Below are 23,003 nucleotides of genomic sequence, written 5' to 3'. Positions count from 1 at the left end.
CTGCAAAGTGTATCGCACTTACGCCTGCTTCGTAAAAATGTCTGCGGGCAAGTGCCGATATTGTCAGCGCATTTGATGCTTTTTGAGCAATGCCCGTAACTGATGGTAGGTCAGCCCCAGGAGTTCGGCCGCCCGTTTCTGGTTATATTTCGCCGCCTTCAGGCTTTGCTCCAATAGCTGCTGTTCCTGCTCGTGCTGGAACTGGCGTAAATCCAGCGGGAGCGCGGGGGCGTCGCCTGAAGACGATGGCGCGGGTACCGGCGGCGCACTGCGCTGAAAAGGATCGATAATGATATTGTCCAGCTCCGTCTCGCTGCTGCCGTGGCGGTAAACAGAACGCTCCACGACGTTCTTCAGCTCGCGGATATTTCCCGGCCAGCGGTAGGCCAGAAGCGTCTCCCGCGCACGATCGCTGAAGCCGGGGAAAAGGGGGAGACCGAGTTCGCGGCACATCTGAATCGCAAACTGGTCTGCCAGCAGCATGATGTCGCTTTTGCGCTCGCGCAGCGGAGGAAGCTGAACGACGTCAAAGGCCAGGCGGTCAAGCAGGTCGGCACGGAATTTTTCTTCTGCCACCATCTCCGGCAGATTGGCGTTGGTGGCGCACACCAGACGTACGTTTACCTGTAGAGGCTGGCTGCCGCCGACGCGTTCCAGTTCGCCATACTCAATCACGCGCAGCAGCTTTTCCTGCACCAGCATCGGCGCGGTGGCGAGTTCATCAAGAAACAGCGTGCCGCCGTCTGCGCGTTCAAAACGCCCTGGATGGCGCTTCTGAGCGCCGGTAAACGCGCCCGCCTCGTGCCCGAACAGCTCGGTGTCGAGCAGGTTTTCATTCAGTGCCGCACAGTTTAGAGAAATGAAGGGGCCGTCCCAGCGTCCGGATAAATAGTGCAGACGGTTGGCAATCAGTTCCTTACCCGTGCCGCGCTCGCCGATAATCAGCACCGGTTTGTTGAGCGGCGCAAGGCGAGAAACCTGTTCCAGCACCTCAAGAAAGCTGTTGGCTTCGCCGAGTAAGTTATCTTTGTATTGAGCCATGATGAAATTAACCACTCCTTAGCGATATTCACCAGGTCAGCATAGTGCTGTGGTGAGTAAAAATCAATCACACTGTGTAAAATCAATAAGATAAAAAAATGGCACGGGAATTGTATTATCAGTACAGCAGGGCATAGCCCCGATAACAGAACTATGAGGATTTGATTATGGGTATTTTTTCTCGTTTTGCCGACATCGTGAACGCCAACATCAACTCGCTGCTGGAGAAAGCGGAAGATCCGCAGAAGCTGGTGCGCCTGATGATTCAGGAGATGGAAGACACGCTGGTTGAAGTACGTTCTACCTCCGCCCGTGCGCTGGCTGAGAAAAAACAGTTAACGCGCCGTATTGAGCAGGCCACCGCTCAGCTCAATGAATGGCAGGAAAAAGCGGAGCTCGCCCTGCGCAAAGATAAAGAAGATCTGGCTCGGGCGGCGTTAATTGAAAAGCAGAAGCTGGCGGACATGATCGCTACGCTTGAGCATGAAGTGACGCTGGTGGACGACACGCTCACCCGCATGAAGAAAGAGATTGGTGAGCTCGAAAATAAACTGAGCGAAACCCGCGCGCGTCAGCAGGCGCTGACCCTGCGTCACCAGGCGGCAAGCTCTTCACGCGACGTGCGTCGTCAGCTGGACAGCGGCAAGCTGGATGAGGCCATGGCGCGTTTTGAGTCATTTGAGCGTCGTATCGACCAGATGGAAGCGGAAGCAGAGAGCCACAGCATGGGTAAGCAAAAGTCGCTGGATCAACAGTTTGCTGACCTGAAAGCGGACGATGAAATCAGCGAGCAGCTGGCGGCATTGAAAGCCAAAATGAAGCAAGATAACCAATAATAATGTTGCGGCACCTGAGCGTGCCGCTAAGCATCCGACGACAAGGAGTACACATGAGCGCGCTTTTCCTGGCCATTCCCCTGACGATTTTCGTGCTGTTTGTTTTGCCGATTTGGCTATGGCTGCACTACAGCAACCGTTCATCGCGGGACGATTTATCCCAGAGTGAACAACAACGTCTGGCGCAGCTTACCGACCAGGCGAATAAGATGCGCGATCGCATTCAGGCGCTGGAAGCTATCCTGGATGCAGAACACCCTAACTGGAGGGACCGTTAATGTCAGGACTGAATCTGAACAAAAAATTGTGGCGAATTCCACAGCAGGGCATGGTGCGCGGCGTTTGCGCCGGGCTGGCCCATTATCTTGACGTTCCGGTAAAGCTGGTGCGTGTGGTCACGGTACTGTCGATATTTTTCGGCCTGGCGTTTATCACTTTCGTGGCATACATCGTTCTGTCGTTCGTTCTTGACCCGATGCCGGAAGGCGAACTGGCTGCGGAAGGCGCGCCTACCAGTAACGATCTTCTCAATGCGGTTGACGATCAATTGGCAGCCGGTGAGAAGCGGTTGCGTGAGATGGAACGTTATGTCACATCCGATACCTTTACGCTGAGAAGTCGTTTTCGTCAGCTTTAAGAGAGAATATACATGAAGAAAAACTGGCAACAGGCCGGTCAGAAGGTAAAACCCGGCCTGAAAATCGCAGGTAAACTGGTTCTGATGACGGCGTTACGTTACGGCCCGGCAGGTGTGGCGGGCTGGGCGATCAAATCTGTTGCCCGCAAGCCGGTCAGAATGTTGCTGGCCGTGGCGCTTGAACCTCTGTTGCAAAAAGCGGCAAAGCGGCTGTCACGCCGCTACTTATCCCGATAATTCACGCTCGCGTTAGCCCTTTCTCTCCCCGGAAGGGCTAACGACATTTCATCCCTTTCCCTCACTTTCTTTGCGGCAGCTCACATTACTGCACAGAGCTGCTTTGTAATTGCGTTTTTCAGCCTCCCGGTTCGTTGACAGATATTTTTCAGGAGAGTAGATTGCCCTTCGTGGGACCGCTACCATGGAAAATAATGTGAACGCAAAAATTAAAAATCTTATCAATCATATTTACGGTGAATCATTTTCTGAAGCACATTTTAAAGTGTTATTAACAAAGCTTGAACAAGCTGCTGTTGATATTACAGAAAGGCGTAAATCAGGCTGGGATGAAAAAGACGTTGTTCTGATCACCTACGCCGATCAGTTCTCCGCGAAAGGGGAGAAAGCGTTGCCGGTATTTACCCGCTTTTATAATGAGTGGCTCGCGCGCACGTTTTCCCATGTCCACCTTTTACCTTTTTATCCTTGGTCCTCTGATGACGGATTTTCCGTTATTGATTACCACAACGTTGCGCCTGAAACCGGGACCTGGCAAGACGTTGCCGATTTAAAACAGTCTGCCAGCTTAATGTTTGATTTCGTGTGCAACCACATGTCAGCAAAAAGTGAATGGTTTGCTAATTATCTTGCGCAGAAACCTGGCTACGAAGATTTCTTTATTGCTGTCGATCCTGAAACCGATTTATCTGCGGTAACGCGTCCTCGCGCATTACCGTTGCTGACGTCATTTACGCTACATGATGGCAGCGTGCGCCATCTTTGGACCACCTTCAGCGATGACCAGATCGATCTCAACTTCGCCTCGCCTCAGGTGCTGATTGCGATGGTTGACGTGCTGCTCCATTACCTGGCGGAAGGGGCGCGTTATATCCGTCTGGACGCCGTCGGGTTTATGTGGAAGATCCCTGGAACAAGCTGCATCCATCTGGAACAGACTCACTGCCTCATCCAGCTTTTCCGTGCTATTACCGAGGCCGTGGCGCCAGGTACCGTAATCATTACTGAGACGAACGTTCCGCATAAGGACAATATCTCTTATTTTGGTGACGGTGAAAATGAAGCCCAGATGGTCTACCAGTTCTCCTTGCCGCCGTTGGTGCTGCATGCTGTGCACCGTCAGGATGTTAAAGCTCTCTGTCAGTGGGCGGGGTCGCTGGCGCTGCCTTCAACAAAAACGACCTGGTTCAACTTCCTGGCGTCTCATGACGGTATTGGTCTGAACCCGCTGCGCGGCATTCTGCCGGAATCAGAAATCCTCGCACTGGTTGAGAAACTTCAGCAGGAAGGGGCGCTGGTAAACTGGAAAAATAATCCTGACGGAACGCGTAGCCCTTACGAAATCAATGTGACCTATCTTGACGCGTTAAGCGCGCAAAACAGTTCCGATGATGAACGCATCGCGCGCTTTATTCTGGCGCACGCGGTGCTGTTAAGTTTCCCTGGTGTACCTGCCGTGTATATTCAAAGCATTCTTGGCTCCCGTAACGATTATGAAGGGGTCGAGCGCCTCGGCTATAACCGCGCGATAAACCGCAAGAAATATACTGCAGGTCAGGTTGATCTCGAACTTAATAATAAAAATAGCGTTCGTCATAAAATTTATTCCCGCTTAAGCGACTTTATTGCGATTCGTCGTGGGGAAAGGGCGTTTCACCCTGATGCGCAGGCATTTTTTGAATCACTGGATGAACAAATTCTTAAAATTGTTCGCGTGGCTGAAAACGGTGAGAAAATTACAGCCCTGTTTAATTTTAGTAATAACGTTCATACCGTTTATGGGGACACGCTTACTGGTATGGAATTACTATCAGGACAAGCTGTTAGCGGTAAAGAACTGACCCTCAATCCATGGCAGGTTATGTGGATTAAAGAAAACTAAAAAGGACCCTAAAATGAAAATGCCCAAAATTATGCTGTTATCAGCACTGGTTTCGTGCGCCCTGTTATCAGGCTGTAAGGATGATAAAGCGTCTGCTGTGACCATTGAGTTCATGCACTCGTCAGTAGAGCAGGAGCGTCAGGCGGTTATTACGAAGCTGATCGAAAAATTCGAAAAAGAAAACCCTGGCATTACGGTGAAGCAGGTGCCTGTGGAAGAAGACGCCTACAACACCAAGGTGATTACGCTCGCCAGAACGGGCGCGCTGCCTGAGGTGATTGAAGTCAGCCATGATTACGCGAAAGTCATGGATAAGGAACAACTGCTGGATCGCAAGGCTATCGGTGAAGCCATTAAAGCGGTAGGCGAAAAGACCTTCTATGACGGGATCCTGCGCGTTGTGCGTACCGAAGACGGCACCGCCTGGACGGGCGTGCCGATGAGTGCCTGGCTGTCCGGCGTCTGGTATCACAAAGATGTGCTTGCCGCTGCAGGTATTCAGGAACCGCATAACTGGGAACAGCTGCTGAAAGCCAGCCAGAAACTTAACGATCCGGCCAACAAACATTACGGCATTGCACTTCCTACCGCGGAAAGCGTCATGACCGAGCAGGCGTTCTCCCAGTTTGCGCTGTCCGGCGGCGCGAACGTTTTTGATGCCAACGGAAACGTTGAAATTGATACCCCTGAAATGGCGAAAGCGCTGGCGTTCTATAAATCGCTGGCCGCGACCACCATGCCGGGCTCAAACGACGTCATGGAGATCAAAGATGCCTTCATGAACGGTTCTGCGCCGATGGCCGTCTATTCCACCTACATCCTGCCGGCGGTATTCCAGGATGGTAACCCTGCCAACCTTGGCTTCGTCGTGCCTACAGAAAAGTCCTCTGCCGTTTACGGCATGGTCACGTCGCTGACGATCACCACCGGCCAAACCGAAGAAGAAACGCAAGCGGCTGAAAAGTTTGTGACGTGGATGGAGCAGGCTCAAAACGCAACCGACTGGGTCATGATGTCGCCGGGCGCGGCGCTGCCGGTGAACACGCTGGTGGTAGGCACCGATACCTGGAAAAACAACGACGTGATTAAAGCGTTTGGGCAACTGCCTTACGAACTGATCGCCCAGTTCCCGAACGTGCAGGTATTTGGCGCTGTCGGCGACAAAAACTTCACGCGCATGGGCGATGTGACAGGGTCCGGCATTATCAGTTCCATGGTGCATAACGTCACTGTGGGTAAACAAGATCTCAGCGCAACGCTCAGCAAGAGCCAGACGCGACTGACTGACCTGATTTCACAACGATAGGAGCGCTCTGCGGAAGGAAATTATGAAGACGTTGTTTTCTGGTCGTTCAGATATGCCTTTCGCCATGCTGCTGTTGGCCCCCAGCCTGATTTTGCTGGGGGGCCTGGTGGCCTGGCCAATGATTTCCAATATTGAAATCAGTTTTTTACGTCTGCCGCTTAACCCGCGTATTGATGCGGTGTTCGTCGGCCTGGATAACTACATTCGTATTCTTGGGGATGCTGCGTTCTGGCACTCGCTGTGGATGACGTTCTGGTACACGGCGCTGGTCGTGCTCGGCAGTACCGGGCTGGGGCTTGCCGTCGCCATCTTCTTTAACCGTGAGTTCCGTCTGCGGAAGACGGCGCGTTCGCTGGTGATTTTATCCTACGTGACGCCGTCTATTTCCCTGGTGTTTGCCTGGAAATACATGTTCAACAACGGCTACGGCATTGTGAACTATCTGGGCGTCGATCTGCTGCATCTGTATGACCAGGCGCCGCTCTGGTTCGACAACCCTGGCAGCAGCTTCGTGCTGGTGGTGCTGTTCGCCATCTGGCGCTACTTCCCGTATGCCTTTATCTCATTCCTGGCGATTTTGCAGACCATTGATAAATCGCTGTATGAAGCGGCAGAGATGGACGGAGCCAACGCCTGGCAGCGTTTCCGTATCGTCACGTTGCCCGCCATCATGCCCGTACTGGCAAGGGTGGTCACGCTGCGAACTATCTGGATGTTCTACATGTTTGCGGATGTTTATCTGCTGACCACGAAGGTCGATATTCTGGGCGTGTATCTCTATAAAACCGCCTTTGCATTCAACGATCTGGGTAAAGCAGCCGCCATTTCCGTTGTGCTGTTTGTGATCATCTTCGCCGTCATTCTGCTGACCAGAAAAAGGGTAAACCTCAATGGCAACAAATAAACGCATACTGGGCCGTATTGGTTTCTATCTGGGGCTGGCGGTATTTCTGATTATCACGCTGTTCCCGTTCTTCGTGATGCTGATGACGTCATTCAAGAGCGCGAAAGAGGCCATATCGCTGAATCCGACTATTCTGCCGCAGGCGTGGACGCTTCAGCATTACGTCGACATCTTTAACCCGCTGATCTTCCCGTTTGTGGATTACTTCCGCAACAGCATGGTGGTGTCGCTGACGTCGTCGGTAATTGCGGTGTTTCTCGGCACGCTGGGCGCTTACGCCTTGTCCAAGCTGCGTTTTAAAGGACGCACGACGATCAACGCGAGCTTCTACACCGTCTATATGTTCTCCGGGATATTGCTGGTGGTGCCGCTGTTCAAAATCATTACCGCGCTCGGCATTTACGACACTGAACTGGCGCTGATCATCACCATGGTGACCCAGACATTGCCTACGGCGGTATTCATGCTGCGCAGCTATTTCGACACCATTCCGGACGAAATAGAAGAGGCCGCGATGATGGATGGTCTGAACCGACTGCAAATCATCTTCCGCATTACCGTGCCGCTGGCCATTTCCGGTCTCGTGTCGGTGTTTGTTTACTGCTTCATGGTGGCATGGAACGACTACCTGTTTGCCTCCATTTTCCTGTCCAGTGCCAGCAACTTTACCCTGCCGGTCGGGCTGAACACGCTCTTTAGTACGCCAGATTATATCTGGGGTCGCATGATGGCGGCATCGCTGGTGACGGCGCTTCCTGTGGTCATCATGTACGCACTCTCTGAACGTTTTATTAAAAGTGGTTTGACCGCCGGTGGCGTCAAGGGCTAAGGCGGCCAATTTTTTATCAGGAGCAAGTTATGAAGAAGTTAGTTGCGACAGCGCCACGCGTGGCGGCGCTGGTGGAATATGAAGACCGTGCTGTGGAAGCACATGAAGTGAAAATTCGCGCCCGCTTTGGCGCCCCGAAGCACGGTACGGAAGTCGTGGATTTCCGCGCGGCAAGCCCGTTTATTGATGAAGAGTTCAACGCAGAGTGGCAGATGTTCACGCCGCGTGAAGAGGGCGCTGCGCGCGGTATCGAATTCGGTAAGTTCCAGCTGGGCAACATGATCGTTGGCGACATTATTGAATGCGGTGCAGACGTGACGGAATACCAGATCGGCGACAGCGTCTGCTGCTACGGCCCGCTGCAGGAGACGGTCATCGTTAACGCAGTGAACAACTATAAGCTGCGTAAAATGCCGCAGGGCGCGTCCTGGAAGAATGCCGTTTGCTACGATCCGGCACAGTTCGCCATGAGCGGCGTGCGTGATGCCAACGTCCGCGTGGGTGACTTTGTCGTCGTGGTCGGTCTGGGAGCCATCGGGCAGATTGCGATTCAGCTGGCGAAAAAAGCCGGTGCGTCTGTGGTTATCGGCGTTGATCCGATCGAACACCGCTGTGAGATCGCTCGCCGTCACGGCGCGGACCACTGTCTGAACCCAATCGGTACCGATGTCGGTCTGGAAATCAAGAAGCTGACCGGGAAGCAGGGCGCGGACGTGATCATCGAAACCAGCGGCTTTGCGGATGCGCTGCAGTCCGCGCTGCGCGGACTTGCCTACGGCGGCACCATCTCCTACGTGGCGTTCGCCAAGCCGTTTGCCGCGGGTTTCAACCTCGGCCGCGAAGCACATTTCAACAACGCGAAGATTGTCTTCTCCCGCGCCTGCAGTGAACCCAACCCGGACTATCCGCGCTGGAGCCGCAAGCGTATCGAAGAGACCTGCTGGGAATTGCTGATGAACGGTTATCTGAACTGTGACGATCTGATCGACCCGGTCGTGACCTTCGCCACCAGCCCGGAAAGCTATATGAAGTATGTCGATCAGCATCCTGAACTCAGTATCAAAATGGGCGTCACTTTTTAAGCTAAGGACAGCAAATCATGAAGATCGCAACACAAAACCAGGCCTTTTTCCCGACCAACATCATGGAAAAATTCGAGTACATCAAAGCGATGGGTTTTGATGGCTATGAAATTGACGGCCGCCTGCTGGTGGAAAACCTCGACGAAGTGAAAGCCGCTATCAAAGCTACTGGCCTGCCGGTGACGACAGCATGTGGCGGATACGATGGCTGGATCGGTGATTTCATCGAAGAACGCCGTCTGAACGGGTTACAGCAGATCGAACGCATTCTGGAAGCGCTGGCGGAAGTCGGCGGAAAGGGCATTATCGTGCCTGCTGCCTGGGGCATGTTTACCTTCCGTTTACCGCCAATGACCTCCCCACGCAGCCTGGACGGTGACCGCAAAGCGGTTAGCGCCTCGCTGCGCTGGCTGGATGAAGTGGCGGCGCGCACCGGCACTACCGTCTACCTGGAGCCGCTGAACCGCTACCAGGATCATATGATCAACACCCTGGCAGACGCGCGTCGTTATATCGAAGAGAACGGCCTGAAGCACGTGCAGATCATCGGCGACTTCTATCACATGAACATTGAAGAAGACTCGCTGACGGACGCGCTGCATCAGAACCGCGATCTGCTGGGTCATGTGCACATTGCAGATAATCATCGCTATCAGCCGGGCAGCGGCAGCCTCGATTTTGCCAGCCTGTTCGACCAGCTGCGTGCCGATAACTATCAGGGATACGTGGTGTATGAATGCCGCGTTCGCGCCGAGGATCCGGCTAAGGCTTATCAGGACTCTCTCACTTATTTGCGTGAATGCTAAGGATGACGAGCGTGATGAGTGCTTCTACACCTTCGCCTCTGCGCGTCGCCATTATTGGCGCCGGGCAGGTCGCGGACAAAGTGCATGCCTCGTATTACGCCACGCGCAGTGATGTTCAAATGGTGGCTGTCATGGACAGCCGCCTTGAGCAGGCACAGGCGTTCGCGGAACGTTATGCTATTCCATCGGCATGGCAGGACGCTCACGAGATGTTGCAGGCAGTAAAACCGGATGTGGTGAGCGTCTGTTCGCCCAACCGGTTCCATTTTGAACACGTAATGGCAGCCCTTGCAGCAGGTTGTCACGTTATGTGTGAAAAGCCCCCGGCGATGACGCCGGAACAGGCCGACCAGATGCGCATTGCGGCGCGCAGGGCAGGAAAAGTCCTGGCGTATGATTTTCACCATCGCTTTGCCCTGGATACCCAACTGCTGCGTGATGCGGTAATGAACGGGACGCTCGGTGAAGTTTACTTTACCTCGGCGCAGGCGCTGCGCCGCTGCGGTGTACCGGGGTGGGGCGTTTTTACCAACAAATCGTTACAGGGTGGCGGACCGCTGATTGATATCGGCATTCATATGCTTGACGCCGCAATGTATGTCCTGGGTTTCCCTGCGGTAAAACGGGTGACCGCGTACAGCTTCCAGAGGCTGGGAAACCGTAAAAGCACCGGTCAGTTTGGCGAGTGGGACCCAACGCAATTTACCGTGGAAGATGCCCTGTTTGGCACGATTGAATTCTGCAACGGCGGCATTCTGCGTCTGGACACCTCCTTTGCGCTTAACATTCGCGAGCAGTCGATCATGAACGTCTCTTTCTGCGGTGAAAAGGCGGGGGCAACGCTTTTCCCGGCGCACATCTACAACGACGAAGCCGGTGTTTTAGAAACCCTTACCCAGCGTGAAGAGGCGGACGATCAGCGCCATCTGCGCAGCATGGATGCCTTTGTGCGCCATGTGCAGGGAGAGCCCGTCATGATTGCCGATGCAGAACAGGGACTGGTTATTCAGCAGCTTGTCGCCGCGCTGTATGAATCAGCAGAAACAGGGGAAAGCGTGACATTATGCTGAACGTGTCTGTATTAACCGATCCGGGCTTTTGTCCTCACAGCCTGAACAAATACGCCTCTGTCATGGCCTGCGGTAACGGCTACATGGGCATTCGCGCTGCGCACGAAGAAGATTACACCCAGCAGACCAGAGGCATGTACCTCGCGGGGCTGTATCATCGCGCGGGGCGCAACGAGACCACTGAACTGGTCAATCTGCCGGATATCATCGGGATTGATGTTGAGCTGGATGGCATCGATTTCACCCTCCTTTCAGGGGACATCCTTGAGTGGCAGCGCGAGCTGGCCTTTGCGAACGGCGAACTGCATCGTAACGTTGTCTGGCGTTCACCCAATGGGAAGCGCTATCGGCTGGAGAGTCGTCGTTTTGTGTCGCTGGACCAGCTGCCATTAGTGGCTATGCAGCTCTCGATCACGCCCCTTGATGGCGCCACGCAGGCGGTGCTGAAAACCGGCATTGACGCAACACAAACGAACAGCGGCAGACAGCATCTGGATGAAATCTCGGTCAGGGTCTTTGACCAGCACTACATGCAGGGCGTGTATGAAACGCAGGACCGGGCGTCTGAGGTTGTTGTTTCGGCGTTTTGTCAGCTCTCAGCGAAGAGCGACAGCTGCTTCACCGCCAAAAACCGTCGTCTCAGCGTTCACCATTCGCTGACGATTGCGCAGGGTGACACTGTCACGCTTGAGAAAATCGTCTGGCTGACGCATCGCAGTGATAAATCGCTGTCACAGGAGTCTTTCGCGCGCAACGCGCTGGCCGATCTCAAAGTCTCTGCCGCAAGAGGCTACGACGCGTTGCTTGAAAGCTCAGCGTATGCGTGGAAAGACGTCTGGCGTGACGCGCGGGTGGAAGTGACTTCCGCTGAACATCAGGATCAGATGGCGCTGGATTATGCTGTCTGGCATCTGACCACAATGACGCCTGCCCATGATGAGCGAAGCAGTATTGCTGCAAAAGGGCTGACGGGAGAGGGGTATAAGGGCCACGTTTTCTGGGATACCGAAATTTTCCTGCTGCCTTTCCATCTGTTTACCCGCCCGCAGATTGCCCGTAGCCTTTTGCGTTATCGCTGGCTTAACCTCTCAGGCGCCCGGGCAAAAGCCCGTCGTAACGGCTGGCCTGGCGCGCTGTTCCCGTGGGAAAGCGCCGCAAGCGGAGAGGAAGAGACGCCGGAGTTCGCGGCGATCAACATCCGCACCGGGGTACGCCAGAAGGTGGCTTCTGCACTCGCTGAACATCATATCGTGGCAGATATCGCCTGGGCGGTCGTCGCTTACTGGCAGGCGACGCACGATGATGCCTTTATGCGTAACGAAGGCCTGACGCTGCTGATGGAAACGGCCTTGTTCTGGATGGGACGCGCCACGGAAATCAATGGTCGTCTGGAAATCCATGACGTGATCGGACCGGACGAATACACCGAGCACGTGAACAACAACGCCTACACCAACTATCTGGCCTGGCACAACGTTGCCTGCGCGCGCCAGTTTATGGCGATGTTTGAGCGTGAGGATGTGCGTTTCACGGAGAATGCCACGCTGTTCCTGGCGCGCTTATGGCTGCCAGAGGCCGATGCCGACGGCGTGATCCCGCAGGATGATACCTTCATGTCAAAACCTGCTATCGATCTGAGCCGCTACAAAGCCAAAGCGGGTAAGCAGACGATTCTGCTCGATTATTCCCGCGCGGAAGTGAACGAGATGCAGATCCTTAAGCAGGCCGATGTGGTGATGCTTAACTACCTGCTGCCGGAACGGTTTACGCCGCAGCAATGCGCCGCCAATCTGGCGTTCTATGAGCCACGCACGATCCATGACTCGTCCCTGAGCAAAGCCATTCACGGGATTGTGCTCGCGCGCTGCGGTGATACGCAGGGGGCCTATGCCTTCTGGCGCGACGGTATCGCCATTGATTTGGGCGGCGATCCGCACAGCAGCGATGAGGGCATTCATGCCGCGGCCACCGGTGCGATCTGGTCTGGTGCCATTCAGGGGTTTGCTGGCCTGCAAATCATTGAAGGGGAGCTGCATCTTGCGCCGAAACTGCCTGCTCACTGGCAGAAACTCGCTTTCCCGCTGCGGTGGCGGAACGCAACAATGCACTTCACGTATGAAAACGAGGTGTTAACCATTGAAACCACCGCGCCTGCCACGCTGACGCTGTGGGGCAAAACGCTGCACGTATCGGAGCGAAAAGTTTGCGCTTATAAGGACTTTTCTGCATCCGCATTTGGGACCGCTACCACGGAGGGGCACCATGACGCTTAAGGCTGTCGTATTCGATCTGGACGGTGTGATCACCGATACCGCACATCTGCACTTTCTGGCGTGGCGCGCCGTGGCGGAAGAGATTGGCATCACCTTTGATGAAGTCTTTAACGAACAGCTGAAGGGGATAAGCCGCATGGATTCCCTCCAGCGCATTCTGATGCATGGCGGGAAAGCGGGTATGTTTAGCGAGGAGCAGTGCCTGGCGCTTGCAACGAAAAAAAACGCGCTTTACGTCCAGTCGCTGGCATCACTGACGCAGGATTCTCTGCTGCCGGGGATCCGCGACGTGCTGGGGGAGATCCGTGCCGCGAAGGTCAAAATTGGGCTGGCATCCGTATCGCTCAATGCCCCAGGAATTTTGCACGCGCTGGGGATTCACCAGGCATTTGATTTTTGCGCCGATGCTTCCCGCATTAGCCGCTCAAAACCGGACCCGGAGATCTTCCTTGCGGCCTGTGCGGGGCTGAATGTGCGCCCTGAAGAGGCCATTGGCATTGAAGATGCCGCTGCGGGTGTTGAAGCAATCAACGCCGCAGGAATGCTGTCGGTCGGGATTGGGCTTGGCCTTAACCATGCGGGATTACAACTTCATTCAACGCGGGAACTGACCTGGAAATGCCTCACTGAATTCTGGGCGTCCCGGGCGTATTGATAAGGAATAAATTATGGCTCAACTGTCTCTGAAACATATTCAGAAAATCTATGATAACCAGGTCCACGTGGTTAAGGATTTCAACCTCGAAATTGAAGACAAAGAGTTTATTGTTTTCGTCGGTCCGTCGGGCTGCGGTAAATCCACGACCCTGCGAATGATTGCCGGTCTTGAGGAGATCAGCGCGGGTGAACTGATTATCGACGGCGTTTGCATGAATGACGTGCCCGCCAAGTCGCGCGATATCGCGATGGTATTCCAGAACTACGCGCTTTATCCGCACATGACGGTCTACGACAACATGGCGTTTGGCCTGAAAATGCAAAAAATAGCGCCCGCGGTGATTGAAGAACGCGTTAACTGGGCGGCGCAGATTTTGGGGTTACGTGAATACCTGAAGCGTAAGCCTGGCGCTTTATCGGGTGGTCAGCGCCAGCGCGTGGCGCTGGGCAGGGCGATCGTGCGCGAAGCGGGCGTCTTCCTGATGGATGAGCCGTTATCCAACCTCGATGCCAAGCTTCGCGTGCAGATGCGTGCCGAAATCAGCAAGCTGCACCAGAAGCTTAACACCACCATGATCTATGTGACGCACGACCAGACGGAAGCCATGACGATGGCAACCCGCATCGTGATCCTGAAAGACGGCATCATTCAGCAGGTGGGTGCGCCGAAGCAGGTGTACAACGAGCCTGCCAATATGTTTGTCGCAGGGTTCATTGGCTCTCCGGCGATGAACTTCATTCGTGGCGCTATCGACGATCGCTATTTCGTGACGGAAACGCTGCGTCTGGAGATCCCTGAGGACAAGCTGGCCGAACTGAATGCGCAGGGTTACCAGCGTAAAGCGGTTGTCTTCGGGATCCGTCCGGAAGATATTCTTACCCTGCAAAGCAGCGGAGAAGATATCACGGCGAAAGTCAGCGTCGCTGAGCTGACCGGTGCCGAATTTATGCTTTATGCCACCGTGGGCGGACATGAACTGGTTGTCCGTGCGGGCGCGGCCAATGACTACGTAGCCGGAGATACTATCGGCATTCAGTTCGATATGAATAAGTGCCATTTCTTCGACGCCGATACCGAAGCGGCTATTAGATAAGAAAGGTGTTTGCCGGAAATGCAAATTTCCGGTTTTTTTGTTTGTTAATTATAAAGGGAATATTTAATGAGTACTCTACTAAGAAGTGCTGCGCTCGTTCTGTGCGCAGGGGTTAGCTGCGCGCAAGCAACAGAATCCGCAAAGCAGTGGGAGTTTAATATCGGTGCCATGTATGAAATTGAAAACGTCGAAGGTCAGGGCGACGATAAAGATGGATTATACGAACCCTCCGTGTGGTTTAATGCAACATGGGATGCCTGGACAATCTCTCTGGCAATGTATCAGGAAGGGCCGGTTGATTATAGCAGCATGACGCGTGGCACCTATTTCGATCGTCCGGAATTTGAATTACGCTATCGCTTTATCGGTACCGATGATTTTACTTTCGGTCTGACGGGTGGCTTCCGCAATTATGGTTATCACTTTAAAGATGAACACGGTGCCAAAGACGGCAGCGCTAATATGCAGCGCTACAAAGTTCAGCCTGACTGGGATATTAAATTAACCGACGACTGGCGCTTTGGCGGCTGGTTTGCCATGTATCAGTTTGCCAACGATCTGGAAAAAACCGGCTATTCTGACAGCCGCGTCGAGACCGAAACGGGCTTTACCTGGACTATCAATGAAACCGTCTCCGCCAAAGTGAATTACTATTTAGAGCGCGGCTTCAATATGGACAGCTCACGTAATAACGGCGAGTTTTCTACCCAGGAAATTCGCGCCTATCTGCCAATTTCGTTGGGTCAGACTACCTTAACCCCTTATACCCGACTGGGTCTCGATCGCTGGTCAAACTGGGACTGGCAGGACGATCCAACGCGTGAAGGGCATGATTTCAACCGTCTGGGTATGCTGTACGCCTATGATTTTAACAACGGTTTATCCATGACGCTGGAATATGCCTACGAATGGGAAAACCACGATGAAGGTGAGAGCGATCGCTTCCACTACGCGGGTGTCGGCGTGAACTACGCGTTCTAATAATGATTTACCAGGGGCGTTTGCCCCTGGTTTTTTTAGCGTAATGCAGCCGCATCCGAAAAATGCGTATCAACCAAAATCTTGTGCGGCGCAGGTTTACCCGAAATACGCTTAAACAATACGTTGCAGCTCTCTTCGCCGAGCTTTCTCGTCGGGATATCAAACCCGCCTGGCGCAGGGGTTAAAACGAGAGACAGCATCGGATCGCTGTATCCTGCCATGGCAACCTGCTCGGGAACCATCAGATTTAACTCATCCGCTGCACGATAAAGACCCAACAATTTCATACTGTCAGTAGCAAAAACGGCATTGGGCGGGTTGTCAGACGAGAGTAATTTGCAGGCTGCCTCAAGCGCGCTTTCATGGGTATATCCGCCATCAATGACCCAGTCCGGGTTAATGGCGATACCCTGCTTCTCAAGGCTGGATTTATAGCCCGCAAGGCGATCGATAGAAACGTGATAATCGAGCGGGGCATGCAGACAGGCAATTTTTGTTCGTCCATGTTTAATAAACGAATCGACCAGAATAGCGCTGTCGTGAAAATTGTCCGTATCAACAGAATAAATATTCTGGAACTTACCTTCTACTTTTCCAATAACCACCACGGGCACACCGTATTCGTCCAGCGTGGTGAAAAAAGATTCGTTTGCCGGTGAACTCAGCATGATGATCCCTTTGATCATCTTCTGCTTTATTTTTCCCACGCACTTCTGCAGATCGTCCTCGCTGCTTTTCGAAGTTTGTAAAATAACGTCAAACCCTTCCTCTTCCGCTTTTGCCGTAATGGCGTGAAGAACATCGGAGAAAAAAGGGTTACCGGCAGTGGTTTTGGTCGAGCGGGTCGAAATAACCATAATGGCATCAAAGCCAGAAGAGGTCAGGGCGCGGGCCAGCTTGTTGGGCTGATAATTTAATTCGTCTATCGCCTTCAGCACTTTGTCTCGCGCTTCAGGGGAAATATTCGTTTGTTTATTCAGAACGCGGGAAACGGTTGATTTCGATACGCCCGCAACCCGTGCGATATCATAGATGGTGGGTGACATACACCTTACTCACTCCGGACTGACAGCAATGTCGTTCATCTTACTGGAGAGAAAACGGCAATAGCAATAAATAAGAATTGATAATCAACGATCTGCCCCCATTTATTGTATTCTGAAGCCATACATTCCAGGCTTCCGGGCAATGAAGGATGGCGATGAAGCGATTTAAGAACGAACTCAATTCACTGGTGAACCGCGGCGTTGATCGACATTTGCGTCTGGCCGTCACCGGCCTGAGCCGCAGCGGTAAGACGGCGTTCATCACCGCGATGGTAAACCAGTTGCTGAACCTGCACGCCGGCGCGCGCCTGCCATTGCTCAGCGCCGTGCGCGAAGAGCGTCTGCTGGGCGTTAAGCGCGTTCCTCAGCGTGATTTTGGCATACCGCGTTTTACCTACGACGAAGGGCTGGCGCAGCTTTACGGCGACCCGCCCGCGTGGCCGACGCCAACGCGAGGCGTCAGCGAAATTCGCCTTGCGCTGCGCTTTCGCTCTAATGAATCGCTGATACGTCACTTTAAGGATACCTCCACCCTGTATCTGGAAATCGTCGATTACCCCGGCGAATGGCTGCTCGACCTGCCGATGCTGGCGCAGGACTACCTCAGCTGGTCCCGTCAAATGACGGGCTTGTTGCAGGGGCAACGCGCAGAGTGGTCGACGAAGTGGCGACAGCTGTGCGAGGGCCTGGATCCGCTGGCGCCTGCGGATGAAAACCGTCTGGCGACCATTGCTGAAGCCTGGACGGCCTATCTGCATCAGTGCAAACAGGAAGGGCTGCACTTCATCCAGCCGGGCCGTTTTGTCTTGCCGGGTGACTTAGCAGGCGCGCCCGCGCTGCAGTTCTTCCCGTGGCCGGACGTGGACGGCGCAGGCGAGTCGAAGCTGGCGCAGGCCGACAAACACACTAACGCCGGCATGCTGCGCGAGCGTTACAATTACTACTGTGAAAAGGTGGTCAAAGGTTTTTATAAAAACCACTTTTTACGTTTCGACCGCCAGATTGTGCTGGTGGATTGCCTGCAGCCGCTCAACAGCGGGCCGCAGGCATTTAACGATATGCGCCTCGCGCTGACGCAGCTGATGCAGAGTTTCCACTACGGGCAGCGGACGCTGTTCCGTCGCCTGTTTTCGCCGGTGATCGACAAGCTGCTGTTTGCAGCAACAAAGGCCGATCACGTCACGGTCGATCAGCACGCCAACATGGTTTCTCTGCTGCAGCAGCTGGTGCAGGACGCCTGGCAAAACGCCGCGTTTGAAGGCATCAGTATGGATTGTCTTGGGCTCGCATCGGTGCAGGCGACCCAAAGCGGCCTGATTGACCTTAACGGCGAGAAAATACCGGCATTACGCGGGAATCGACTCAGTGACGGAGAGCCGCTTACCGTCTATCCCGGCGAAGTCCCCGCGCGGCTGCCGGGTCAGGCCTTCTGGCAGAGCCAGGGCTTCCAGTTTGAAGCCTTCCGTCCTCAGACCATGAGCGTCGACAGGCCGTTACCGCACATCCGTCTGGATGCGGCGCTGGAGTTTTTGATTGGAGATAAATTGCGATGACGGAACCGTTAAAACCGCGCATAGACTTTACCGGAACGCTTGAGCCCGAGCGTCAGGACGCCTTTAAAACGGCGCAGACGTTCAGCGGCGCGCAGGCGGAGAACTTTGCCCCTGCGCTGCCGGACGATCCCGCCGTCGAGGACGGTCCGGCGGAGGCGGTCGTGGAAGCCGCTCTGCGCCCTAAACGCAGCCTGTGGCGCAAGATGGTCACCGCCGGTCTGGCGCTGTTTGGCGTCAGCGTGGTCGGGCAGGGCGTACAGTGGGCGATGAACGCCTGGCAAACCCAGGACTGGTTCGCGCTGGGCGGATGTGCCGCGGGCGCGCTCATCGTGGGGGCGGGCGTCGGATCGGTTGCTACCGAGTGGCGCCGCCTCTGGCGTTTGCGACAGCGCGCGCACGAGCGTGATGAAGCGCGGGATCTTCTCCACAGCCACGGCACCGGTAAAGGCCGCGCCTTCTGTGAAAAACTGGCCAGCCAGGCCGGTATCGATCAGTCGCATCCGGCGCTCCAGCGCTGGTATGCCGCCATCCATGAAACCCAGAACGACCGGGAGGTAGTCACGCTCTATTCCCATATGGTTCAGCCGGTGCTGGACGCGCAGGCGCGACGCGAGATTAGCCGCTCGGCGGCGGAATCCACGCTGATGATTGCCGTCAGCCCGCTGGCGCTGGTGGATATGGCCTTTATCGCCTGGCGTAACCTGCGCCTCATCAACCGTATCGCGAACCTTTACGGCATAGAGCTGGGCTACTACAGCCGGCTCAGGCTGTTCAAACTGGTCCTGCTCAATATCGCGTTTGCGGGCGCGAGCGAGCTGGTGCGCGAAGTGGGAATGGACTGGATGTCGCAGGATCTGGCGGCGCGTCTTTCAGCCCGTGCAGCCCAGGGCATCGGTGCAGGCTTACTGACGGCGCGTTTGGGTATCAAAGCGATGGAAGTGTGCCGCCCGCTGCCGTGGATTGATGGCGATAAGCCGCGGCTGGGTGATTTCAGGCGTGAACTGATCGGCCAGCTGAAAGAGACGCTCAATAAAAAACCGTCTCCTTAAGGCTTTGTTCACTAATCGTGCTGGCTGTCAATATTTGTTGACAGCCATCTTCCGGTTCACCGTGTTCTGACATATCATTTTAACGTTATTGGCTTAAAACGGTGAATTTCCCATGCGTCTTGAAGTCTTCTGTGAAGACCGTCTCGGTCTGACCCGCGAATTACTCGATCTTCTTGTTTTACGTAGCATTGATTTACGTGGCATTGAGATCGATCCTGTCGGGCGAATTTACCTCAATTTTGCCGAAATTGAATTTAATACCTTCAGCAGCCTGATGGCGGAAATCCGCCGTATCGCTGGCGTTACGGATGTACGCACCATCCCCTGGATGCCCTCCGAGCGCGAGCACCTCGCCCTGAGCGCACTGCTTGAAGCGATGCCCGAGCCGTTCCTCTCTCTGGATCTGAAAAGTAAAGTCGAGCGCGTTAACCACGCGAGCTGCCAGCTTTTCGCACAGAGCCAGGAGAAGCTCAGCAACCACCACGCCGCGCAGCTGATCCCCGGTTTTAACTTCCAGCGCTGGCTGGACAGCAACCCGCAGAACACGCACAGCGAGCACGTGGTGATTAACGGTCAGAATTTCCTGATGGAGATCACGCCGGTCTATCTGAAAGGAGAGGGAAATGTTCGCGTATTGACCGGGGCGGTGATCATGCTGCGCTCGACGCTGCGCATGGGGCGCCAGCTGCAAAACCTCTCCAGTCAGGACGTTGGTGCATTCAGCCAGATTATTGCCGTCAGCCCGAAAATGCGCCACGTGGTTGACCAGGCGCGCAAGCTTGCCAGCCTGACCGCGCCGCTGCTGATTACCGGCGATACCGGCACCGGGAAGGATCTGCTGGCGCACGCCGTGCATCTGGCAAGCCCGCGTGCGGCAAAACCGTATCTGGCGCTTAACTGCGCCTCTATTCCGGAAGATGCCGTCGAAAGCGAGCTGTTTGGACACGCGCCGGAAGGCAAGAAAGGGTTCTTCGAGCAGGCCAACGGCGGCTCCGTGCTGCTGGACGAGATCGGCGAAATGTCGCCGCGTATGCAGGCCAAACTGCTGCGTTTCCTGAACGACGGCACCTTCCGCCGCGTCGGTGAAGATCACGAAGTGCATGTGGACGTGCGCGTCATTTGCGCCACCCAGAAAAACCTGGTGGAGCTGGTGCAAAAGGGGATTTTCCGCGAGGATCTCTATTACCGCCTCAACGTCCTGACGCTGAACATTCCACCGCTGCGCGACTGTCCGCAGGACATCATGCCGCTAACGGAGCTGTTTGTGGCCCGCTTTGCCGACGAGCAGGGCGTTCCGCGTCCGAAGCTGTCTGCCGATCTGGGCACGGTGTTAATGCGTTACGGCTGGCCGGGCAACATTCGTCAGCTTAAAAACGCCGTTTATCGCGCGCTGACCCAGCTGGAAGGCTATGAACTGCGCCCTCAGGACATTCTGTTGCCGGATTACGACGCCGGGACGGTATCGGTAGGCGAAGAGGCGATGGAAGGCTCGCTGGATGATATCACCAGCCGCTTCGAGCGCTCCGTGCTGACGCAGCTGTACCGCAGCTATCCCAGCACCCGAAAACTGGCAAAACGCCTTGGCGTCTCGCATACCGCGATTGCAAATAAGCTACGTGAGTATGGGTTGAATCATAAGAAAGGTGACGAATAACAAAAAGCCTCTGTAAAGAGGCTTTTTTGATGCTTATTCCTTTGCCAGGGGCGTAGTCACGATCTCTGTTTTTGTCTCTCCCTGTATCGACGCAATCCTGCTTTCAACATCCTTCACCTGCTGCGCGCTGTGTAGCAGGGTATAGGTCAGATCAAACTGCGCGCTGGCGCCCGGCTGCAGCTGCTTAACCCGCTTCTGCTCGCGTTCAATGGTGACGGGGTAGGCGTAGCTGGTGCCCGGCTCAATCCCCGTGACATAGCCCTGTTTTGGCGTATCGGTATTTTTCCACAGGGTCAGCACGGGCAGCTGGCGGGTATCAAACTGAATCGACGCGCCTTTGTCACCGGCTTTATTCACCACCGCCGCGAGGGTTTCGTGGTTACTGTCCGCGAGCGGTTTGATGTTAAAGACCATCTCATCAAAGCCTTTTGTCGGCCCGGCGTAGGTTTGCCAGTCGTTAACGCCCGCTTTGGCGTAATCATTGAACGGGCTCACGCTTGCCGCCGGGGCAAGGAAGCGCGCACCTTCTTCGAGGACAGGCGCCCCGAAGTTGCTGTGATAGATGATTTGGTAATCATGAGGGTAATCGGCGTGGTTCGTCAGAACGTCATGCAGGCTGAACTGGTTGGTTCCCGGAACGTAACGCAGTTCGGTCATGGTTTGCAGATCAGCTTTTTTAAACGTGCTCTCTTTGATTAAACCGCGAATACGAATTTCATGCGGGGCGGCATCCGCAACTTCCACTTCCACCTGGGATGCGGGCGTATTCCCCGCCTTGCCGTGCAGGGTATAAATCTGGCCGTCAGCGGTGACCGGGTGCCCCGTCCATTCGTAGCCACAGCGGACCATCATCTCGTTGAAACCTTCCAGCCAGCCAAGGCCGTTTCGGCTTTCCAGATTAATATACGCCGGGTTTACGACCTCTTTAACGGGCGAGTTCCAGCCCAATCTGGTGCCAAAGCCTTCCACATGCAGAAGGTTCATCCCGCGCGTCGGGCTTAAGGTGATGGTCAGGCCGTTTGTACTGCTAATGACGATGACTTTACTGCCTTCCTGCCTGCCGCCGTGCAACACTTTTTGCTCAATGCTGAACGGTCGATCGTTAATTTTCAGCTCATCGCTGGAAATCTTCCAGTTTCCTTTTTCCACGCTGCTTTCAGCGCTTGTCAGCACCCAGGTTTTTGCTGCGGCATGGCCCGAAACCAGTACCGAAAGGAGCGTTAAAGCCAGTTTTATTTTCATATTTATCCCTTTTTGCTGAAACGATTATTTAACTTCGTAAGCAAATCTAATGTTTTGGCGGTAAGGGAAATGTGATGTGCCTCACTGAGGGTAAATACGGGGCTATTTAACGATCAATATGCGGGTTTGATCGCTATTTAGCTGAATTATCAAAGTTAGATTGCATAAATATTGTGACTCAAGCTCATTAATGCTTTAACGATTCAGCTAGTAATTAATAAAAAACCCCGCCATAGCGAGGTTTTGAAAAAGCGGTATAGAATGCTAAGTAATGATTATGCTTTCAGCTTTTCCAGCGCGGCGGTGTAATCCGGCTCGGTAGTGATTTCATTAACCAGTTCGCTGAACACGACAGTGTCGTTTTCATCCAGAACCAGTACCGCGCGTGCTGCCAGGCCTTTCAGAGGGCCTTCGGCGATGCTGACGCCGTAGTTTTCGAGGAAATCCGGGCTGCGCAGGGTGGAGAGGGTGATAACGTTGCTCAGGCCTTCAGCGCCGCAGAAGCGAGACTGGGCAAACGGCAGGTCAGCAGAAATGCACAGCACAACGGTGTTGTCCATTTCAGTTGCCAGCTGGTTGAACTTACGCACGGATGCGGCGCAAACGCCGGTATCAATGCTCGGGAAAATGTTCAGCACTTTGCGTTTACCCGCAAACTGAGCCAGTGTGACGTCAGACAGATCTTTAGCCACCAGAGTAAAAGCCTGCGCTTTGCTGCCAGCCTGCGGAATGGAACCTGCAACAGCAACCGGGTTGCCCTGGAAATGAACGAGTTGTGACATAGATATCTTCCTGTTTACATATAGTTAACGTCGGGGCTAGTG

22 protein-coding genes are annotated in these 23,003 nt (G+C 54.4%); 18 read left to right on the top strand and 4 right to left on the bottom strand.

Annotated features, from left to right (window positions below; all coding sequences use genetic code 11):
- Positions 1-63: 63 nt before the first annotated feature.
- Entirely contained in the window at positions 64-1,041 is a 978-nt protein-coding gene (pspF, locus tag USG84_RS06395) for a phage shock protein operon transcriptional activator (RefSeq protein ID WP_151413654.1), read from the bottom strand.
- Between the two features lie 167 nt (positions 1,042-1,208).
- Between pspF and pspA the strand changes: the two genes are divergently transcribed.
- The 15 genes from pspA to USG84_RS06320 all read left to right on the top strand — a co-directional run bounded on the left by pspA (position 1,209) and on the right by USG84_RS06320 (position 15,635).
- Positions 1,209-1,877, top strand: coding sequence for a phage shock protein PspA (pspA, locus tag USG84_RS06390; protein ID WP_061098016.1), 669 nt, complete (start codon positions 1,209-1,211; stop codon positions 1,875-1,877).
- A 53-nt stretch (positions 1,878-1,930) separates the two neighbouring features.
- Positions 1,931-2,155 carry an envelope stress response membrane protein PspB gene (pspB, locus tag USG84_RS06385; protein ID WP_061098017.1) on the top strand — a complete coding sequence of 75 codons (225 nt, stop codon included), beginning with the start codon at positions 1,931-1,933 and terminating at the stop codon, positions 2,153-2,155.
- Positions 2,155-2,514 (top strand): envelope stress response membrane protein PspC, encoded by a 360-nt coding sequence (pspC, locus tag USG84_RS06380; RefSeq protein ID WP_116339527.1) that lies wholly within the window; start codon positions 2,155-2,157, stop codon positions 2,512-2,514. Before pspB ends, pspC begins: the two co-directional genes overlap by 1 nt.
- Positions 2,515-2,526: 12 nt before the next feature.
- Positions 2,527-2,751 carry a phage shock protein PspD gene (gene pspD, locus USG84_RS06375; RefSeq protein ID WP_028013376.1) on the top strand — a complete coding sequence of 75 codons (225 nt, stop codon included), beginning with the start codon at positions 2,527-2,529 and terminating at the stop codon, positions 2,749-2,751.
- A 184-nt stretch (positions 2,752-2,935) separates the two neighbouring features.
- Complete coding sequence (locus USG84_RS06370; protein ID WP_151413655.1) at positions 2,936-4,633, top strand: sugar phosphorylase; 1,698 nt, start codon at positions 2,936-2,938, stop codon at positions 4,631-4,633.
- A 13-nt stretch (positions 4,634-4,646) separates the two neighbouring features.
- The gene (locus tag USG84_RS06365) at positions 4,647-5,939 is read left to right on the top strand and encodes an ABC transporter substrate-binding protein (RefSeq protein WP_253542194.1); all 1,293 of its coding nucleotides are present in this window, start codon (positions 4,647-4,649) and stop codon (positions 5,937-5,939) included.
- 22 nt (positions 5,940-5,961) lie between these two features.
- Positions 5,962-6,843, top strand: a complete 882-nt coding sequence (locus USG84_RS06360; protein WP_320738214.1) for a sugar ABC transporter permease — start codon at positions 5,962-5,964, stop codon at positions 6,841-6,843.
- On the top strand, positions 6,830-7,672 hold the full coding sequence (locus USG84_RS06355) for a carbohydrate ABC transporter permease (RefSeq protein WP_151413656.1): 843 nt from the start codon (positions 6,830-6,832) through the stop codon (positions 7,670-7,672). Before USG84_RS06360 ends, USG84_RS06355 begins: the two co-directional genes overlap by 14 nt.
- A gap of 29 nt (positions 7,673-7,701) precedes the next feature.
- A complete protein-coding gene (locus USG84_RS06350; RefSeq protein ID WP_151413657.1) occupies positions 7,702-8,754 on the top strand; it encodes a zinc-dependent alcohol dehydrogenase in 1,053 nt (350 codons plus the stop codon).
- A gap of 17 nt (positions 8,755-8,771) precedes the next feature.
- Positions 8,772-9,560, top strand: a complete 789-nt coding sequence (locus tag USG84_RS06345) for a sugar phosphate isomerase/epimerase family protein (RefSeq protein ID WP_045260650.1) — start codon at positions 8,772-8,774, stop codon at positions 9,558-9,560.
- An 11-nt stretch (positions 9,561-9,571) separates the two neighbouring features.
- Positions 9,572-10,630 (top strand): Gfo/Idh/MocA family protein, encoded by a 1,059-nt coding sequence (locus USG84_RS06340; protein ID WP_253542191.1) that lies wholly within the window; start codon positions 9,572-9,574, stop codon positions 10,628-10,630.
- Positions 10,624-12,903, top strand: coding sequence for a glycoside hydrolase family 65 protein (locus USG84_RS06335; RefSeq protein ID WP_320738213.1), 2,280 nt, complete (start codon positions 10,624-10,626; stop codon positions 12,901-12,903). The genes USG84_RS06340 and USG84_RS06335 overlap by 7 nt, the downstream gene beginning before the upstream one ends.
- Entirely contained in the window at positions 12,893-13,558 is a 666-nt protein-coding gene (pgmB, locus tag USG84_RS06330; RefSeq protein WP_253542186.1) for a beta-phosphoglucomutase, read from the top strand. Before USG84_RS06335 ends, pgmB begins: the two co-directional genes overlap by 11 nt.
- A gap of 13 nt (positions 13,559-13,571) precedes the next feature.
- Positions 13,572-14,654: an ABC transporter ATP-binding protein gene (locus tag USG84_RS06325; protein ID WP_061098026.1), complete on the top strand. Its 1,083-nt coding sequence runs from the start codon at positions 13,572-13,574 to the stop codon at positions 14,652-14,654.
- Between the two features lie 66 nt (positions 14,655-14,720).
- Positions 14,721-15,635, top strand: coding sequence for an OmpG family monomeric porin (locus tag USG84_RS06320; protein WP_151413659.1), 915 nt, complete (start codon positions 14,721-14,723; stop codon positions 15,633-15,635).
- Between the two features lie 35 nt (positions 15,636-15,670).
- On the opposite strand, the gene USG84_RS06315 is transcribed toward USG84_RS06320, so the two are convergent.
- Positions 15,671-16,681, bottom strand: coding sequence for a LacI family DNA-binding transcriptional regulator (locus USG84_RS06315; protein ID WP_151413660.1), 1,011 nt, complete (start codon positions 16,679-16,681; stop codon positions 15,671-15,673).
- Positions 16,682-16,836: 155 nt separating this feature from the next.
- Between USG84_RS06315 and USG84_RS06310 the strand changes: the two genes are divergently transcribed.
- The 3 genes from USG84_RS06310 to tyrR all read left to right on the top strand — a co-directional run bounded on the left by USG84_RS06310 (position 16,837) and on the right by tyrR (position 20,937).
- A complete protein-coding gene (locus USG84_RS06310) occupies positions 16,837-18,234 on the top strand; it encodes a YcjX family protein (RefSeq protein ID WP_253542183.1) in 1,398 nt (465 codons plus the stop codon).
- Positions 18,231-19,283, top strand: coding sequence for a TIGR01620 family protein (locus USG84_RS06305; RefSeq protein WP_151413661.1), 1,053 nt, complete (start codon positions 18,231-18,233; stop codon positions 19,281-19,283). Before USG84_RS06310 ends, USG84_RS06305 begins: the two co-directional genes overlap by 4 nt.
- Positions 19,284-19,395: 112 nt before the next feature.
- Entirely contained in the window at positions 19,396-20,937 is a 1,542-nt protein-coding gene (gene tyrR, locus USG84_RS06300; RefSeq protein ID WP_253542180.1) for a transcriptional regulator TyrR, read from the top strand.
- 33 nt (positions 20,938-20,970) lie between these two features.
- Here tyrR and USG84_RS06295 read toward each other — a convergent pair whose 3' ends face one another.
- Both USG84_RS06295 and tpx read right to left on the bottom strand, forming a co-directional pair.
- A complete protein-coding gene (locus tag USG84_RS06295; protein WP_151413662.1) occupies positions 20,971-22,179 on the bottom strand; it encodes an aldose 1-epimerase family protein in 1,209 nt (402 codons plus the stop codon).
- Positions 22,180-22,454: 275 nt separating this feature from the next.
- Positions 22,455-22,961, bottom strand: coding sequence for a thiol peroxidase (tpx, locus tag USG84_RS06290; RefSeq protein ID WP_041909703.1), 507 nt, complete (start codon positions 22,959-22,961; stop codon positions 22,455-22,457).
- Positions 22,962-23,003 lie beyond the last annotated feature (42 nt).

Source organism: Enterobacter sp. 168J2 (genome assembly GCF_034107265.1).
GTDB classification, from domain to species: Bacteria; Pseudomonadota; Gammaproteobacteria; order Enterobacterales; family Enterobacteriaceae; genus Enterobacter; species Enterobacter nematophilus.
Note: the sequence above shows the minus strand (reverse complement) of the source record. Positions and strands in the feature narration are given on the sequence as shown.

What these genes read in the sequence shown, in the direction of transcription:
- pspF (WP_151413654.1), bottom strand. Translation starts at nt 1,041, where the DNA reads ATGGCTCAATACAAAGATAACTTACTCGGCGAAGCCAACAGCTTTCTT.
- pspA (WP_061098016.1), top strand. Translation starts at nt 1,209, where the DNA reads ATGGGTATTTTTTCTCGTTTTGCCGACATCGTGAACGCCAACATCAAC.
- pspB (WP_061098017.1), top strand. Translation starts at nt 1,931, where the DNA reads ATGAGCGCGCTTTTCCTGGCCATTCCCCTGACGATTTTCGTGCTGTTT.
- pspC (WP_116339527.1), top strand. Translation starts at nt 2,155, where the DNA reads ATGTCAGGACTGAATCTGAACAAAAAATTGTGGCGAATTCCACAGCAG.
- pspD (WP_028013376.1), top strand. Translation starts at nt 2,527, where the DNA reads ATGAAGAAAAACTGGCAACAGGCCGGTCAGAAGGTAAAACCCGGCCTG.
- USG84_RS06370 (WP_151413655.1), top strand. Translation starts at nt 2,936, where the DNA reads ATGGAAAATAATGTGAACGCAAAAATTAAAAATCTTATCAATCATATT.
- USG84_RS06365 (WP_253542194.1), top strand. Translation starts at nt 4,647, where the DNA reads ATGAAAATGCCCAAAATTATGCTGTTATCAGCACTGGTTTCGTGCGCC.
- USG84_RS06360 (WP_320738214.1), top strand. Translation starts at nt 5,962, where the DNA reads ATGAAGACGTTGTTTTCTGGTCGTTCAGATATGCCTTTCGCCATGCTG.
- USG84_RS06355 (WP_151413656.1), top strand. Translation starts at nt 6,830, where the DNA reads ATGGCAACAAATAAACGCATACTGGGCCGTATTGGTTTCTATCTGGGG.
- USG84_RS06350 (WP_151413657.1), top strand. Translation starts at nt 7,702, where the DNA reads ATGAAGAAGTTAGTTGCGACAGCGCCACGCGTGGCGGCGCTGGTGGAA.
- USG84_RS06345 (WP_045260650.1), top strand. Translation starts at nt 8,772, where the DNA reads ATGAAGATCGCAACACAAAACCAGGCCTTTTTCCCGACCAACATCATG.
- USG84_RS06335 (WP_320738213.1), top strand. Translation starts at nt 10,624, where the DNA reads ATGCTGAACGTGTCTGTATTAACCGATCCGGGCTTTTGTCCTCACAGC.
- pgmB (WP_253542186.1), top strand. Translation starts at nt 12,893, where the DNA reads ATGACGCTTAAGGCTGTCGTATTCGATCTGGACGGTGTGATCACCGAT.
- USG84_RS06325 (WP_061098026.1), top strand. Translation starts at nt 13,572, where the DNA reads ATGGCTCAACTGTCTCTGAAACATATTCAGAAAATCTATGATAACCAG.
- USG84_RS06320 (WP_151413659.1), top strand. Translation starts at nt 14,721, where the DNA reads ATGAGTACTCTACTAAGAAGTGCTGCGCTCGTTCTGTGCGCAGGGGTT.
- USG84_RS06315 (WP_151413660.1), bottom strand. Translation starts at nt 16,681, where the DNA reads ATGTCACCCACCATCTATGATATCGCACGGGTTGCGGGCGTATCGAAA.
- USG84_RS06310 (WP_253542183.1), top strand. Translation starts at nt 16,837, where the DNA reads ATGAAGCGATTTAAGAACGAACTCAATTCACTGGTGAACCGCGGCGTT.
- USG84_RS06305 (WP_151413661.1), top strand. Translation starts at nt 18,231, where the DNA reads ATGACGGAACCGTTAAAACCGCGCATAGACTTTACCGGAACGCTTGAG.
- tyrR (WP_253542180.1), top strand. Translation starts at nt 19,396, where the DNA reads ATGCGTCTTGAAGTCTTCTGTGAAGACCGTCTCGGTCTGACCCGCGAA.
- USG84_RS06295 (WP_151413662.1), bottom strand. Translation starts at nt 22,179, where the DNA reads ATGAAAATAAAACTGGCTTTAACGCTCCTTTCGGTACTGGTTTCGGGC.
- tpx (WP_041909703.1), bottom strand. Translation starts at nt 22,961, where the DNA reads ATGTCACAACTCGTTCATTTCCAGGGCAACCCGGTTGCTGTTGCAGGT.